Source organism: Sphaerisporangium cinnabarinum (assembly GCF_055567015.1).
The window spans coordinates 113,666-128,799 of record NZ_JBVHRG010000009.1 but is presented as its reverse complement, the minus strand read 5'-3'; the positions used below and the strand labels follow the sequence as shown (position 1 = coordinate 128,799).

The window sequence follows — 15,134 nt, the reverse complement described above, 5'->3', positions numbered from 1 at the left end:
GTGCTTCAGGCCAGGTTCGGCGAGGGGTTCTCGACGTCCGTGACGTCGGGGTCGAGCTCGGCGTTGGTGCCGAAGATCTCGACGAGCTCCTGCTCGGCGTTCACGACGCCCGCGAGACGGCGGACGCCCTCGCGGATCCGCTCCGGGGTCGGGAAGCAGTAGGAGAGGCGCACGTGGCTCGCGCCCGTGCCGTCGGCGTAGAACGCGGTGCCGGGGACGTAGGCGACGCGCGCGGTGACCGCGCGGGGGAGCATGGAACGCGCGTCGAGGCCGTCGGGGAGCTGGACCCACGTGTAAAAGCCGCCGTCCGGCACGGTCCAGCTCGCCGAGGGGAGGTGCTCGGCGAGGGCACCGATCATGGCGTCGCGTCGCTCCCGGTAGAGCTCGCGGAACTGCTTGATCTGGCCCTTCCAGTCGCACGTGTCGAGGTAGGCGGCGATGGCGAGCTGCGACGCGTTGGACGGGCACAGGATGGCGGACTCGCTCGCGAGCACGAGCTTCTCGCGGACGGCGTGCGGCGCGACGACCCAGCCGACGCGGTAGCCCGGGGCGAAGGTCTTCGAGAACGACCCGAGGTAGAGGACGCCGTCCTCGTCGAGCGACCGCAGCGCGGGGAGCGTCTGGCCGTCGAAGCCGAGGAGCCCGTACGGGTTGTCCTCGATGACGAGGACGCCGTAACGCTGCGCGATCTCGAGGATGCGCGGGCGGCGCTCGGCGGTGAGGGTCACGCCGGCGGGGTTGTGGAAGTTGGGCACGGTGTAGAGCAGCTTGACGCGGCGCCCGTCGGCGGCGAGGCGCGCGAGGGTCTCTTCCAGCGCCTCCGGGACGAGCCCGTGCTCGTCGAGGGGGACGTGCACGACGTCGGCCTGGTAGGAGCGGAACACGCCCAGCGCGCCGACGTAGCTCGGCGCCTCGGCGACGACCACGTCGCCCGGGTCGACGAAGATCCGCGTGACGAGGTCGAGAGCCTGCTGCGAGCCGGTCGTCACGACGACGTCGTCGGGGTGGCACTCGATGCCCTCGAGTCGCACGACGTCGAGGATGCGCTCCCGCAGGGTCTCGTCGCCCTGCCCGGAGCCGTACTGGAGCGCCGTGGCGCCACGCGTCGCGACGAGGCGCTGCATGGTGTCGGCGATCTGGTCGAGGGGGAGGCCTTCGAGGTAGGGCATGCCGCCGGCGAGCGACACGACCTCCGGCCGGTTCGCGACCGAGAACAGCGCGCGGATCTCCGACGCTCGCATCCCGTGCGCTCGCTCTGCGTAGGCACCGAACCACGGGTCGAGGCGGGTGCCGCTGGGAGCGGGCTGCTGCGAGGGAGTCGTCGGTCCAGTCACGATCCCCAGTGTGGCACGGAGGATCGGGGGATCGCGTGAAGACGCCGGAGGGCGGACCACCGTGCTGGTGGCCCGCCCTCCGGCGTGCGTGGTGCGAGGTCGCTCGCGGTCCGTGCGGTCGCGGAGGCGACGGCTCAGACGGCCGTGGCGAGGACGGCGTCGATCTCCTCCGTGAGCGCGCGCTTGGGGCGCGCCCCGATGATCGACTTCTGCAGCTCGCCCCCGACGTAGACGTTGAGCGTCGGGATCGACACGATGCCGTAGGCGGCGGTCGTCTCGGGGTTCGCGTCGGTGTCGAGCTTGGCGATCTTGATCTTGCCGTCGTACTCCTCGGCGAGCTCCTCGAGGATCGGCGCGACCTGGCGGCAGGGGCCGCACCAGGTCGCCCAGAAGTCGACGAGGACGGGGACGTCGGACTCGAGGACCTCCGCGCGGAAGGTGGAGTCGGTGACGGGGACGGTCGACATGGTGTACCTCCTGGGGGGCGTCGGTGGCTGCGGTGCGGGGTCAGGCCTGGAGCTCGGCGAGCGCCTCGGGCAACTCGTCGGGGTTCGGCGTCTGCGGGGTGCCGGCCAGGTCCGCGAGGCCCGCCGCGTCCGCGAGCTCCGTGAGGTAGCGCTGCGCGTCGAGGGCGGCAGAGCACCCCGATCCCGCCGCGGTGATCGCCTGGCGGTAGGTGTGGTCGACGGCGTCGCCGCACGCGAACACGCCCTCGAGGTTGGTCGCGGTGGTGCGCCCGACGACCTGGATGTAGCCCTCGTCGTCCAGGTCGATCTGCCCCTTGACGAGCTCGGTGCGGGGCTCGTGACCGATCGCGACGAACAGGCCCGTGGCGGGGAGCTCGCGCTCCTCACCCGTGACGGTGTCGCGCAGCGTGACCGCCTCGACCTTCTTGTCGCCCTCGATCCCGGCGACCTCGCTGTTCCAGGCGAACTCGATCCTCGGGTCGTTGAGCGCGCGGTCGGCCATGATCTTCGACGCGCGCAGCTCGTCGCGACGGTGCACCAGCGTCACCTTCTCGGCGAAACGGGTGAGGAACGTGGCCTCCTCCATCGCCGAGTCGCCGCCGCCGACGACCGCGATGTGCTGGTCGCGGAAGAAGAAGCCGTCGCACGTCGCGCACCAGGACACACCGCGGCCGGACAGGCGCTTCTCGTCGTCCAGGCCGAGCTCGCGGTACGCGGACCCGGTCGCGAGGATGACGGCGCGGGCGCGGTAGGTGTCGCCGTTGCCCGTCACGACGGTCTTGACCGGCCCCTCGAGGTCGAGCAGCGTGGCGTCGTCCCACTCGATGCGCGCGCCGAAGCGCTCGGCCTGCTTCTGCATGTGGTCCATGAGCTCCGGGCCCATGATCCCGTCGGGGAAACCGGGGAAGTTCTCGACCTCGGTGGTGTTCATCAGCGCACCACCGGCGGTGACCGACCCCGCGAGCACCAGCGGGGCGAGGCCCGCGCGCGCCGCGTAGATCGCCGCGGTGTACCCGGCGGGACCGGACCCGACGATGATCAGGTTCTGGACGGCTGACTGCTCGGTCACGTGCTGCTCCTCGGATGCTCGATGCGTGGCGGCCGACCACGCGAGAGTGTGAACGCCGCCGGGGCGGCTTCTGTTCCACGGTACGGGGGTTCGCCGGTCGACGGGCGCTCGGCTCACCGTGAGCGCGATCCCACCGGCGCCCGTCCCGCAGCGTGGTGGTCCCCGGCGCCTCGACGCCCCGTCCGCCGCGACCCGGCGCGGACGCTCCGCGTCCCGTCCGGCGCCCGAGCGACCGGCCACGCCGGGCTTGTCGACGACGAGCGCCGCACCGCGGGCACGGGCACGACGGCGGGCGAGGCCGCGGACCGTGGGGACCTGGCGGCGTCGGCCCCCACGACGTCAGGAGACGAGGATCTCGTTGATCTCCGCGCGGTACTCGCCGGCCGGGTTCTGCGGCAGCTCGGTGAACCACAGGACGATGGACTCGGCCTCGACCGGCTGCTCGAACGTGAACGTCGCGCCGGGCGACAGCGGCCCGGACGCGAGCACGGTGCCCTCGGTCGGGGTGTCCGGGCTCGTCGCGCGGATCTCGACGTTGCCGCCGTTCGTCGCGGTGTCGATGACGATCGACGAGACGGGCGCCTTCTGCTCGAGGGTGACGGCGAAACCGATCCCCGAGCGCAGCCCGGCGAAGTCCGCCGCGTTGTAGCGGCGGGAGATCCACGTCGTGTCCGGCTGCTGGTCGTAGGCCAGCGACGCGAGCTCGGGGTGCTCGCCGTCGTTGTTGCCGGCGGCGTCCCCCTCGGGGTCGAGGGCCGTGCCGGACGCGATCATCGGGCGGACCTCGGGCGCGGCCGGGGCCTCCTCCCCGCCGGAGCCGGTGCCCTCACCGCCCTCGGCCGGTTCCTCCGACCCGCCCGCGGTGGGCTCGTTCGTCTGCACGGCGGGCCCGAAGCCGTCGAACGCGGTGTTGACGGCCCACACGACACCGCCCACCACGAGGGCCAGGACGAGCACGAGGACGATCGGGGTCGCGTTGAACCGGCGCGGCCCGCGCCGCGACGGGACGGGCTCGCTCCACGCCGCCGCGGCGTCGGGACCGGCGGGCGGGGGCGGCGGGGACGCCGGGTCGTATGCCAGGGGAGCGGTTCCCGCGTCGTAGCCGACGGGCGGCGGTGGGACGGAGTACGCCGCGGCGGTCGGGGCGGGTGCGGGCGGCGGGACGGCGGCGGTGGCCCCGGTCGCGGCCCCGGCGGCGTAGGCCACCCCCGGGCCTGCGGACCCGGGCACCGCGCCGACGCGGTGGATGCGTCCGGTCGTCGGACGGCGGACCGGCGGGGCGGGCGGCGGCGTCCCGGGCGGCGCGCTGGCCGCGCCGTCGAACGCCGAGCGCACCGACTGACGGCTCACACCGGCGGCGGCGGGCTGCACGAACGCGGGCAGCGCCGCGACGACGGAGACCTCACCCCAGGGCTCGACCGCACCGACGACGTCGGCGGGCGAGCGCGGCCCGTCGCCCAGGGGCGTCGTGGTCCACTCCTCGGCGGTGCCGTGGGTGCCGGCGAAGGTCTCGGTGCAGAGGTCGTCGAGCTCGGCCGGGACGTCGGGGCGGACGGCGGAGAGGGCGAGCACGCCCTCGCCCGCGCGCTGCGCGGGGAGCGGGTGGATGGCGTCCGCGGCGATCCAGGGGACGTCGAGGGACGGCCCGGCCCACCGGGCGGTCATCGCGTAGTAGAGGAGCGCGACGAGCCCGACGGCGTCCGCGCGGGAGGTCTGCTCGGCGTCGTGCTGCTCGTGGCCGGCGACGCCGGCGTCGAGACCGAGGCCGGTGACGAGCACGCGGCTGCCGTCGACGCGGACCGCGTCGGGGCGCAGCGCGAGGTGGTGGACACCGCGACGACGCGCGACCTCGAGGGCGGCGGCGGCCTCGCCGACGATCGCGCGCGCCTGCTGCGGGTCGACGATCCCGCCGGCGACGACCTCGCTCAACGTGATGCCCGTGTAGCGCTCGGTCACGACGTACGCCACGCCGTCCTCGGACCCGACGTCGAGGACGCGCGTGAGGCGGGGGTCGACGACGAGCGCGGCGCGCCGTGCGGAGTCGAGCGCCTCGGCGACGTGCGCGCCGGTGACGACCGAGAGCCGCACGGGCCGGTCGAGGATCTGGTCGTGCGCCGACCATGCCGTGACGTCCGACAGGTCGGACGCGAGCTGTTCGTCGAGCCGGTAGCGCGCGACGAGCAGCGTTCCTGGGGCCACGCCGTTCACCGGACCTCCTCCGTGTGGGACTCGTGGTCGAGACCCCATGGTACGCGGGCCCGGATTGCCCCCGTATCACCGGATCCGCGCACGTCAGACGTGTCGTGTCACCGTCGGACGAGGCGTCTGACGCGCCCCACGATCGGTCCCGCGAGCTGGTCGAGCTCCCGGACGCGCATGAGCTTGAGACCGCCCGCGTAGACGAGGCCCATCACGGTGCCGGCGACCGCCACGACGACGACGGACTGCCACCACGAGAGCCCGTAGATCCCGTCGGCCGGATCGCCCGACAGCACCACGAAAGCCCGCAGCACGCCCCACCCGGCGACGGCGCTGACGAGTGCCGCGAGGCCGGCCTTGACGTGCAGGCGCAGGATCCGTGCGCCGTCGAGCCCGCGGAGGGTGCGCCGCAGGCCGACCGTGCGGAGCCCGACCGCCACGAGGTTGGACAGGCTCATCGCCAGGCCGATGCCCACGACCCACAGCTGCGGAGGGAGGAGCTGCGTGCCGAGCCACGACACGCCGACGAGCACGAGCGTGCCCGGCACCTGGATCCAGAAGACCGTGCGCCCGTCCTCGAACGCGTAGTAGACCCACTTCATGAGGACCATGCCGCCGAGCGGCACGAGCCCGAGCGCCATCGCGCGCAGCACCATGGACACGGCCTCGCCCGAGGCGGCGTCGACCGAGGGTACGAGCAGCTTGGTGACCGGCAGGGCGAGGACGACGAGGACCGCCGTCGCGAACACCGTGAACACGCCGACGGTGCGCACGCCGCGCGAGAGGTCGTGCCGCACGCGCGCGAGGTCGCCCGCGTGGGCTGCCGCGCTCATGCCCGTGAAGAGCGCCGTCGCGATGGAGACGGTCACGAGCGAGTGCGGGAGGAGGTAGATCATCAGGGCCTGCGTGTAGGCCGCGTTGCCCGCGACGGCGAGCGCGCCCGAGAAGGCGTCGGGGGCGCCCGTCACGAGCCCGGTGACGGCGCCCAGGGTCCCGGGGTCGTCGCGGTAGGCCCCGAACGTCTGGGCGAGCGCCGCACGGGGCGCCTCGCTCGCGAAGCGCGTCGTGAACAGGACGCCGACCTGCTCGAGGATGACCGCGGCGAACGTCCACAGGGCCACCTGGCCCGCGGACCGCAGGCCGATGCCGTGGAGGCCGAACCGCAGGTGCCAGCGGAAGCCCGCGCGCCACAGCGGGACGACGAGGATGAGCGCCTGGGCGGCGACGCCGAGCGTCGCGGTGCCCGCGAGCAGCGCGATCTTGGTCCCGTCCCACTGCGTGAGGTCGTCGACGTTCCCGGTCGCCGCCGGGCCGTACAGCGCGATGAACGCGGCGAACCCGGCGATCGACACGACGTTGTTCAGCACGGGCGCCCACATGAACGGGCCGAACTGGCCGCGTGCGTTGAGGACCTGACCGAGCAGGGTGTAGAGGCCGTAGAAGAAGAGCTGGGGCGTGCACCAGAAGGCGAACGCGACGGCGAGCGACGTCTGCGGTGCCGTCCAGCCCGGGCCGGTGTACAGCGCGACGAGGATGCTCGAACCGGCCGTGAGCAGCGCGGACAGCGCCAGGAGGATCACGCCCGAGAGCGTGAGCAGCTTGTCGAGCCGCTCCTGCGTGTTGCGGGCGCGGTAGGCCCGCACGATCTGCGGGACGAGGACGGCGTTGAGGACGCCGCCCGCGAGGATCGCGAAGAGGACGTTGGGGATCTTGTTCGCGACGTCGAACGCGTCCGCGACGAGGCCCGTCGTGCCGATCGCGGCGACCAGCAGGACGTTGCGCACCAGGCCCAGGCCGCGCGAGACGAACGTGCCCGACGCCATGAGCGCCGACGACCGGCCGAGCCCGCCCGTGCGCGGTGCAGGAGCCTCCGTCGCGCCGGCCTCCGCGGTCTCGTCGGGGGTGCCCGGCGCCGCCGGGTCGCCGGGGAGCGCGCCTGCGACCCGGGGGACGGCGTCGCGCGTCGTCCCGGGGCGCGGACCCCGCCCGGCACCTGCGGGGCGGACGTGCCGCGGCTGGTCCGGGCTCACTCGGGGCGCTCCGCGTCCGGGTGGCGCGGCCTGCCGGGCGCGACGTCGACCTGGCGGTCGGGCGCGCCGCCCTCTCCCGCCGCGACGGACGCGCGAGCGCTCGGCCCGGGCGCGCCGGCGTCTCCGGCGGACGGCTCCCGCGGCGACGGCTGGTCGAGCGTGGCCCCCGCCAGGCGACGGGGCGAGCGGCCACGACGCACGGTGCGCCAGATGCCGGCGAACAGGGCGATGACGAGCAGGACGGCGACCACCACCGTGCCGACCGACTCCCAGTCGGCCCGGACCCGGACGACGAACTGCTGCGGCTCCGCGACCCGCACCTGGGGCTGCGCGGCGCTGACGAGCTCGACCTCGACGGTGACGTTGCCGCTCCCGAAGCCCTCGACCGGCACCCCGACGCTCGCCTCGGTCGGGACGAGGTCGCCGTCCGCGTCGCGCGTCGCCGCCGGGATCGTCACCGTCGTGCGCTCCGGGGCCCGCAACCGGGGGTCGTCGGGCCGGAGCACGACCTGGACCGTCGCGTCCTGCGTGAGGGTGCTGCGCACCCGGACCGGCAGGTCCTCCTGCTCGGCGACGAAGAAGAACGACGAGCGCGTCTCCACCGAGAGCCCGCCCCGCACCGCGGCGGACCGCTGCTCGGCCTGCTGGACGGCGAGCGTGCGCGACGGCGGCGCCGCGCGGTAGGCGACGGCCGTCGGCGTGACGAACGCCGGCTCGAGCGGGCGCGTGAGCGCCGTCGGGTCGGCCGCGACCGTCGCGAACGTCGCGAGCTCCGCGCGCGACCGGTCGAGGGACCGGAGCTCGGCGGCACCGATCTCGCCCTCGCCCGGGGCGTCCTCCGGCAGCGCCGCGCGGTCGACGGCGGGCGGCTCGACCCCGAGGAGCTGGTCCACGGGCGCGAGGTCGACCCAGCCGGAGTCGCGCAACGCGTCGAGCCGCGCCGTGAACAGGCCGGGCTCGGGCTCCCACGACCGCGGCAGCGCCGCGAGGACGTGCCGCTGGTCGGCAGGGCGTTCACGGGCGATCACGGCCGTCTCGGCGAGCAGGCGCTGCGTGGCGGACACGCCGGAGCCGTCGCCGGCGGAGAGCAGCGCCGTGAGCACCGGGTCGGCGACGAGCGCCGTGACCGGCCCCGCGGCCGTCGTGACCGTGGCGACGCCCGACGGCGTGTAGGTGAGCGAGTCGTCCGGCGCGAGGCCGCCCGGGCCGACGACCGTCGCGGTCGCCCCCGACGCGGCGGCGAGCGTCGTGGTCGCGAGGTCGGGCACGGCGTCGGCCGGCCAGGCGAGGTCGGTGCGCCACCCGCTCGTCGGGTCCGTGGGGGTCGAGGCCGCCGTGCCGGTGCCGGCGTCCGCGGCGTCGGTGGTGCCGTCCGTCGTGGTGCCCGACGCCGGGTCGGACGAGGAGCCCGACGACGGCAGCGGCGTCCCTTCGGGCAGCGCGAGGCCCGCGTGCGCGAAGGCCGCGACGTCCGGGTCGTAGGCGCGCAGCGCGAACGTGGAGCGGCCGGCGGTCGCCCCGCTCACCGCGTCCCCCCAGGCGTTCACGGCCGGGTCCGCCGCCACGGCGGCCGCCGCGAGCAGCGCCGGGTCCGCGACCCAGCCCACCTCGGGCCGCTCGCCCGTCGCGGCGAGCAGGCGGCCGAGCCGCCCGTCGCTCGCCACCGCCGCCGAGAGCGCGTCGTCGTACGCGACCGGGTCCGGGTCCACCGGGGGTCCGGTCAGCGCCGCGACCACGCTCAGCCGGACGGGCGACACCTCGCTCGCGGGTGCGCGGAGGACGAACGTGCGCTGCGCGGCCAGGCGCGCGCCGCCGTCGGACACGGCGACCGCCACGCCGCGCGGGCCCCAGTCGTTGCCCGCGCCGAGGCCGAGCTCGGCGGCCGTCGCCGAGAGCGTCACGTCGGCGCTCTGGCCCGGCGCGAGCGGTCGCCCGACGTCCTCGGAGGCGACGGTGGCGCCGACGCGCCCGTCGAGACCGGTCGTCGTCCAGCTCTCGAGCGCGGACCGCGTGCGCAGCGCGCGGCGGTCGACGCCGAGGGTCACCGCGGGGGAGCCGAGCGTCTGCTCCGTCCCGTTCGTCACCCGTGCCGTGACGGTGAGGGTGCCGTCCGGCGCGAGGACGGTCGGTGCGAACGACGTGAGCTCGAGCGTCACCGCGTCCTCGCCCTCGGGGACCGTGTCCGCCGCGGCGGGCGGGGCCGCCGTCGTGCCGCCGAGCAGGAGGCCGGCCGCGACGACCAGCGTCAGGAGCAGGGCGACGAGCAGCCGTGCGGACGGACCGCGGAGCGAGACCGGCGCGGCGCCGGGAGGGCGCGCACCGCTGCGGGAGGAGGGCGTCATGAGTGGTCGGTCGAGCTCCGTGGGGCGGGCGGTGCCGGGCCGCCGCGGCCGTCGTGCGGGTGGCCGTGCGGGCGGACGATCGTCCGGGTCACCCTACTCTCGACCACCCCGTGGAACCGCGTGCGCCGACCCTCGAGAACGCCCTGCGCGACGACGGCGATGCGCCGCTCGTTCGGGTACGCGAGGCGCGCCGGGAGGTCCGCGACCGGGATCCAGGCGACGTCCTCCGCCTCGCCGTCCGGGTCGCCCTCGACCGTGAGGTACCCGCCCGTCGCGCGGAGCAGGAAGTGGTGGACGACCTTGTGGACGCGCCGGTCGTCGCCCGTGAACCAGTAGTCGATGACGCCGAGGGGTTCCTGCACCGCGCCGCGGATGCCCGTCTCCTCCGCGATCTCGCGGACGGCCGCCTGCTCCGGCGTCTCGTCGCCCTCGAGGTGGCCCTTCGGCAGGCACCACTCCAGGCGGCCGCCGCGGTTGCGCCGCGCGATGATCGCCGCGCACGGCTCGCCGCCGGCGAGCGTGATGACGAGACCGCCCGCCGACACCTCGTCCACGACCGGGAGCGGCGCGGGCGCGGGGCCCGGTCGCGAGCGCGGGTCGATGCGGAGGGCGTGACCGCCCGGCGGGGCCGGGACGGGGGCGGGCTGCCCACGGCCGTCGCCACGCCCGCCCGCCGGATCCCTCCGGGGGTCGTCGGCGTGCGCGGGGGTGGACATGGATTCAACTTTACCGAGTGGGCACCCACCTCCCCGGGACCGGCTCCCCGGCGCGGGCGCGGCATCTGGCAGGCTTGGGTGTCGTGCCCCAGCCTTCGTCCTCCTCGCCGTCGCCCCAGCCGACACCGCCCGCGACGCCGCACGCGCTCGAGCTGCAGCGCCGGGCCCTCGCGGTGCTCACCGAGATGGCTCCTGCGGCGATCGAGCTCGGCGAGGCGTTCCGTGCCGCGGGCCACGAGCTCGCGCTCGTCGGGGGACCGGTCCGCGACGCGTTCCTCGGGCGCGCGAGCAACGACCTCGACTTCGCCACCTCCGCGTCGCCCGACGAGACCGAGGCGATCCTGGCGCGCTGGGGCGACGCGCACTGGGACATCGGCAAGGAGTTCGGCACGATCGGCGCGAAGCGCTTCGGGCGCGGCGGGCCGGGGGACGACCTCGTCGTCGAGGTGACGACGTACCGGACGGACGAGTACGACCCGACGTCGCGCAAGCCCGTCGTCGCGTTCGGCGACACGCTCGAGGGTGACCTGTCGCGCCGCGACTTCACCGTCAACGCGATGGCCGTGCGGGTGCCCGACATGACGTTCGTGGACCCGTTCGACGGCCTGGGCGACCTCGCCCGCCGCGTCCTGCGCACCCCGATCGCCCCCGAGCGGTCGTTCGACGACGACCCGCTCCGCATGATGCGCGCGGCGCGCTTCGCCGCGCAGCTCGAGTTCGACGTCGACGGCGGCACGCTCGCCGCGCTCGTCCTCATGACCGAGCGCATCGAGATCGTCTCCGCGGAGCGCGTGCGCGACGAGCTGTCGAAGCTGCTGTGCGGCGCTGCGCCGCGGCGTGGGCTGGAGGTGCTCGTCGACACGGGCCTCGCCGACCACGTGCTGCCCGAGCTGCCCGCGCTCAAGCTCGAGATCGACGAGCACCACCGGCACAAGGACGTGTACGAGCACTCGCTCACCGTCCTCGACCAGGCGATCGCGCAGGAGACCGGGCCCGACGGCGCCGTCCCCGCGCCCGACCTCGTGCTCCGCCTCGCGGCGCTCCTGCACGACGTCGGCAAGCCGCCCACGCGTCGGTTCGAGGCCGGGGGCGGCGTGAGCTTCCACCACCACGAGGTCGTGGGGGCCAAGATGGTCGCCAAGCGCCTCAAGGCCCTGCGGTACGACAAGCAGGTGGTCAAGGACGTCGCGCGCCTCGTCGAGCTGCACCTGCGTTTCCACGGCTACGGCGACGGCGCGTGGACCGACTCGGCGGTGCGCCGCTACGTGACCGACGCCGGCCCGCTGCTCGAGCGCCTGCACCGCCTCACGCGCGCCGACTGCACGACCCGCAACCGGCGCAAGGCGCAGCGGCTCCGCGAGTCGTACGACGACCTGGAGCGGCGCATCGCCGAGCTCCAGGCGAAGGAGGAGCTCGACGCCGTCCGGCCCGACCTCGACGGGCAGCAGATCATGGAGATCCTCGGGATCCGCCCCGGACCGGTGGTGGGCAAGGCGTACAAGCACCTCCTGGAGCTGCGCCTCGACCGCGGGCCGGTCGACGAGGAGACGGCGCGCGCCGACCTCCTGCGGTGGTGGGCCGAGCAGCCGGAGTCGTCGGCGTCCTGAGCGTGGCCCGCCCGCGTGCGCGCGGGCGAGCGCTCGGGGTCGAGAAGGAGCGGAAACAGCGAAGGGGCGCCGCTCTCGGGCTGAGAGCGGCACCCCTTCGTGCCCAAGGGCGCGACGTCGTGCCGGACGCCTCAGACGTCGTCGGTGGCCAGGGCGGCCTCGACCTTCACGTCCTCGGTGCGGGCGTCCTCGACCGGGGCGTCCTGCGTCCCGGCCTGGGCCGGGCCGGGGCCGTGCGCCGGCGGCGCGCTGCGGCGCAGGAGGAACGACAGGCCGACGGCGACGAGCATGACCGCCGTGCCCCAGACGAACGCGTCGCCGACGCCCTCGGCCAGCGCGACCTGGGGCGACGCCCCCGCCTCGCCGTAGGCGATCGAGCGCGACGTCATGACCGCGACGAACATCGCGGTCCCGGCGGCGCCCGCGAGCTGCTGCACCGTGCCGATCGACGCCGAGCCGTGCGAGTACTGGTGCGGCTCGAGCGACGAGAGCGCGGACGTGAACAGCGGCGTGAACATGAACGCGAGGCCCAGGCTCAGCGTGACGTGCAGGGCCAGGACGAACCACGGCGACGAGTCCGCGTGGATCGTCGTGAAGGCCGCGAGGGCGACCGCGACGACGCTCACGCCCGGGATGACGAGCGGGCGCGGCCCCACCCGGTCGTAGAGCCGGCCGACGGTCGGGCCGAGGAGACCCATGAGGAGCCCGCCCGGGAGCACGATGAGCCCGGTCGCGAGCGGCTCGAGGCCCATCGCGTCCTGGAGGAACAGCGGCAGGAGGATGAGCGAGCCGAACATCGCGACCATGCCGACGGCCATGATGCCGAGCGGCACGCTGAACCCGCGGTGCGTGAACACGCGCAGGTCGAGCAGCGCGCGGTCCTCGCGCTGGAGGACGATCTGCCGCCACGCGAACGCGGCGAGCGCGAGGACGCCGAGCGCGAGCGGCACCGCGGGCGGGACGACCGGCGTGTGACGCGCGGCCTCGCCGATGCTCGACAGCCCGTAGACGAGCCCGCCGAACGCGAACGCCGCGAGGACGAGGGAGGACGGGTCGAGGCGCGAGTGCGTACGGTCCGCGACGTCCCGGATGTACAGGAAGCCCAGGACGAGGGCGACGAGACCGATGGGCAGCACGATGCCGAAGACCCAACGCCAGCTCAGCGAGTTGAGGATGAGCCCGGAGAGCGACGGGCCGAGCGCGGGCGCGGCGGCCATGACGATCGAGATGTTGCCCATGACCTTGCCGCGGATGGCCGGCGGCACGAGCGTCATGATCGTCGTCATGAGCAGCGGCATCATGATGGCGGTGCCCGACGCCTGGACGACGCGCCCGACGAGCAGCCACGCGAAGCCGGGGGAGAGCGCGGCGAGCAGCGTGCCAGCGCTGAACAGCGACATCGCGAGCAGGTACGCGCCGCGCGTCCCGAGCCGCTGGAGCAGGAACCCGGTCGCCGGGATGACGACGGCCATGGTCAGCATGAACGCCGTCGTGAGCCACTGGCCCGTGCTCGCGGTGATCCCCAGGTCCGCCATGAGCGGTGCGAGCGCCACGCTCATCGTGGTCTCGTTGAGGATCACGACGAACGCCGAGCCGAGCAGCAGCGCGATGACGAGGAAGTCCGCCCGGGGCAGGCGGTCGACGGCGGCCGAGGTGTCGTGGGTGGGGGAGGCTGTCACGGTGTGTCTCCGCTCGCGTCGGTGGCGGCCCGGGCGCAGGGTCGGACCCGGTCGGGGGGCAGGGTGCGCTGCGGGGCAGCGCGACGGTCGCGTGCGGGGGCACGCGACGACGGTGTCGGTTCGGTCGGCGGGGTCACGAGCAGGGTGACGCGACCCGGGACGGCCCGCGCGGTGCTCGCCGCAAGATCCGTACCCTGTACGACCATTCACCATCCTGCGTTATTCCCACCGACGGTGACGACCTCTTTTCCGCCCCGGACTCATCGGTACGCGGACGGCAGAAGGAGGTCCGCGCGCGTCGCGCGGGCGGTCGAGGAGGAGGGGCGCGTCAGGCGGGGGACGTGCGCGGGGAGGCCCCGGCGTCGGGCACGACGTCGCCGCCCGGCTCGGACGGCGTGCGCGCGCCCCGCGTCCACAGGACCAGCGCGGCGACGCAGTACGCCACCGCCAGCGCGACGAAGACACCGCGCGACCAGCCCGTGTCGGGGAGCGTGAAGGCGGCGAGGGCCGCCGCGCCCACGAACGCCGCGTTGTACAGCACGTCGTAGAAGGCGAACGCGCGGCCGCGGAACTCGTCGTCCGTGTCGCGCTGGACGATGGTGTCCACCGCGATCTTCGTGCCCTGGGCAGCCAGGCCGAGCAGCGTCGCCCCCGTGAACACGACCGCGCGCGACGGCGTCGTCACCAGCAGGAGCTGGCTCGCCGCCGCGAGCAGCAGCATGATCGCGATCCACACCTGCGGGCCGGTGCGGCGCGACAGGAACGGGGTGATGACCGCCGCCGCGGCGCCCCCCACGCCGGTGAGCCCCACGACGAGCCCGAACGTCACGAAGCCCGCGTCCTGGTCGCCGGGGCTCAGGAGGTTGCGCGCGATGAGGATCGACGCGATGAACACCACGCCGTAGAGGAAGCGGTGCGTCGCCATCGCGAGCAGCGCCTGCCCGGGCGTGCGGCGCGCGACGAGGTACCGGGCGCCGTCGGCCAGACCGCGCGCGACCCGCGCGATCTCGGAGCTGATCGCGGACTCCGCCGGGCGCTCCGGGCCGAGCTGCGTGCGCCCGAGGCGCAGCGCGAGGAGGGACGCGACGCCGAACACGAGCGCCGCGCACACGAGCGCCGACGAGTCCTTGACCCGGCCCGGCTCGAACGCCAGCCCGAGCACGACGCCGATCCCGCCCCCGACGAACGCCGCTCCCGCGCCGAGCGTCGGAGTGAGGGAGTTCGCCGTGAGGAGCAGCGGCCCGTCGACGACGCGCGGCAGGCCCGCAGAGAGCCCCGCGAGCAGGAAGCGGTTCACCGACAGCGCGGCCAGGCCCAGCGCGTAGATCCAGCCGCTCACCCCGCCCGACAGCATGAGCACCGCCATGCCCAGCGTGATGACGACGCGCACCGCGTTGCCCCACGCGAGGACCTGACGGCGCTGCCAGCGGTCGAGGAACACCCCGGCGAACGGGCCGACGATCGTGAACGGCGCGAGCATCACCGCGAACGCGCCCGCGATGGCCGCCGCCGTGCCCTGCGACTCGGGGGAGAAGAACAGGAGCGACGCCAGGCCGACCTGGAACATGCCGTCCCCGGCCTGCGACACGAGCCGCACGGCGAACAGCTTGCGGAAGCCGTCCAGACGCAGCAGCGCCCGCAGCTCGGAGATCACACCCACGCGGTCACCCTACGTTCGTCGTCGTGCGGTC

10 protein-coding genes are annotated in these 15,134 nt (G+C 74.8%); 1 reads left to right on the top strand and 9 read right to left on the bottom strand.

The genetic code is table 11. From position 1 onward, the window contains the following. Positions 1-5: 5 nt before the first annotated feature. The 7 genes from ACZ4MO_RS14010 to ACZ4MO_RS13980 form a co-directional block, all read right to left on the bottom strand. Positions 6-1,337, bottom strand: coding sequence for an aminotransferase-like domain-containing protein (locus ACZ4MO_RS14010; protein ID WP_499279124.1), 1,332 nt, complete (start codon positions 1,335-1,337; stop codon positions 6-8). A 131-nt stretch (positions 1,338-1,468) separates the two neighbouring features. Next, on the bottom strand, positions 1,469-1,801 hold the full coding sequence (gene trxA / locus ACZ4MO_RS14005) for a thioredoxin (RefSeq protein ID WP_175009432.1): 333 nt from the start codon (positions 1,799-1,801) through the stop codon (positions 1,469-1,471). Between the two features lie 40 nt (positions 1,802-1,841). After that, positions 1,842-2,870, bottom strand: a complete 1,029-nt coding sequence (trxB, locus tag ACZ4MO_RS14000) for a thioredoxin-disulfide reductase (RefSeq protein WP_175009433.1) — start codon at positions 2,868-2,870, stop codon at positions 1,842-1,844. Between the two features lie 339 nt (positions 2,871-3,209). Beyond that, a complete protein-coding gene (locus ACZ4MO_RS13995; protein WP_255437307.1) occupies positions 3,210-5,069 on the bottom strand; it encodes a protein kinase family protein in 1,860 nt (619 codons plus the stop codon). 107 nt (positions 5,070-5,176) lie between these two features. Next, on the bottom strand, positions 5,177-7,099 hold the full coding sequence (gene murJ, locus ACZ4MO_RS13990; RefSeq protein ID WP_342779599.1) for a murein biosynthesis integral membrane protein MurJ: 1,923 nt from the start codon (positions 7,097-7,099) through the stop codon (positions 5,177-5,179). Then, positions 7,096-9,441, bottom strand: a complete 2,346-nt coding sequence (locus tag ACZ4MO_RS13985) for a DUF6049 family protein (RefSeq protein ID WP_175009435.1) — start codon at positions 9,439-9,441, stop codon at positions 7,096-7,098. The genes murJ and ACZ4MO_RS13985 overlap by 4 nt, the downstream gene beginning before the upstream one ends. Next, entirely contained in the window at positions 9,438-10,157 is a 720-nt protein-coding gene (locus tag ACZ4MO_RS13980; RefSeq protein WP_175009436.1) for an NUDIX hydrolase, read from the bottom strand. The genes ACZ4MO_RS13985 and ACZ4MO_RS13980 overlap by 4 nt, the downstream gene beginning before the upstream one ends. 83 nt (positions 10,158-10,240) lie before the next feature. On the opposite strand from ACZ4MO_RS13980, the gene ACZ4MO_RS13975 reads away from it, so the two are divergent. Continuing rightward, positions 10,241-11,764 (top strand): CCA tRNA nucleotidyltransferase, encoded by a 1,524-nt coding sequence (locus ACZ4MO_RS13975; protein ID WP_186810461.1) that lies wholly within the window; start codon positions 10,241-10,243, stop codon positions 11,762-11,764. A 131-nt stretch (positions 11,765-11,895) separates the two neighbouring features. Here the strand turns inward: ACZ4MO_RS13975 and ACZ4MO_RS13970 are convergent, their stop codons facing one another. Further along, the gene (locus tag ACZ4MO_RS13970) at positions 11,896-13,443 is read right to left on the bottom strand and encodes an MDR family MFS transporter (protein ID WP_255437308.1); all 1,548 of its coding nucleotides are present in this window, start codon (positions 13,441-13,443) and stop codon (positions 11,896-11,898) included. Between the two features lie 328 nt (positions 13,444-13,771). After that, positions 13,772-15,103: an MFS transporter gene (locus ACZ4MO_RS13965; RefSeq protein WP_175009438.1), complete on the bottom strand. Its 1,332-nt coding sequence runs from the start codon at positions 15,101-15,103 to the stop codon at positions 13,772-13,774. Between the last annotated feature and the right edge of the window lie 31 nt (positions 15,104-15,134).

What these genes read in the sequence shown, in the direction of transcription:
- trxA (WP_175009432.1), bottom strand. Translation starts at nt 1,801, where the DNA reads ATGTCGACCGTCCCCGTCACCGACTCCACCTTCCGCGCGGAGGTCCTC.
- ACZ4MO_RS13985 (WP_175009435.1), bottom strand. Translation starts at nt 9,441, where the DNA reads ATGACGCCCTCCTCCCGCAGCGGTGCGCGCCCTCCCGGCGCCGCGCCG.
- ACZ4MO_RS13980 (WP_175009436.1), bottom strand. Translation starts at nt 10,157, where the DNA reads ATGTCCACCCCCGCGCACGCCGACGACCCCCGGAGGGATCCGGCGGGC.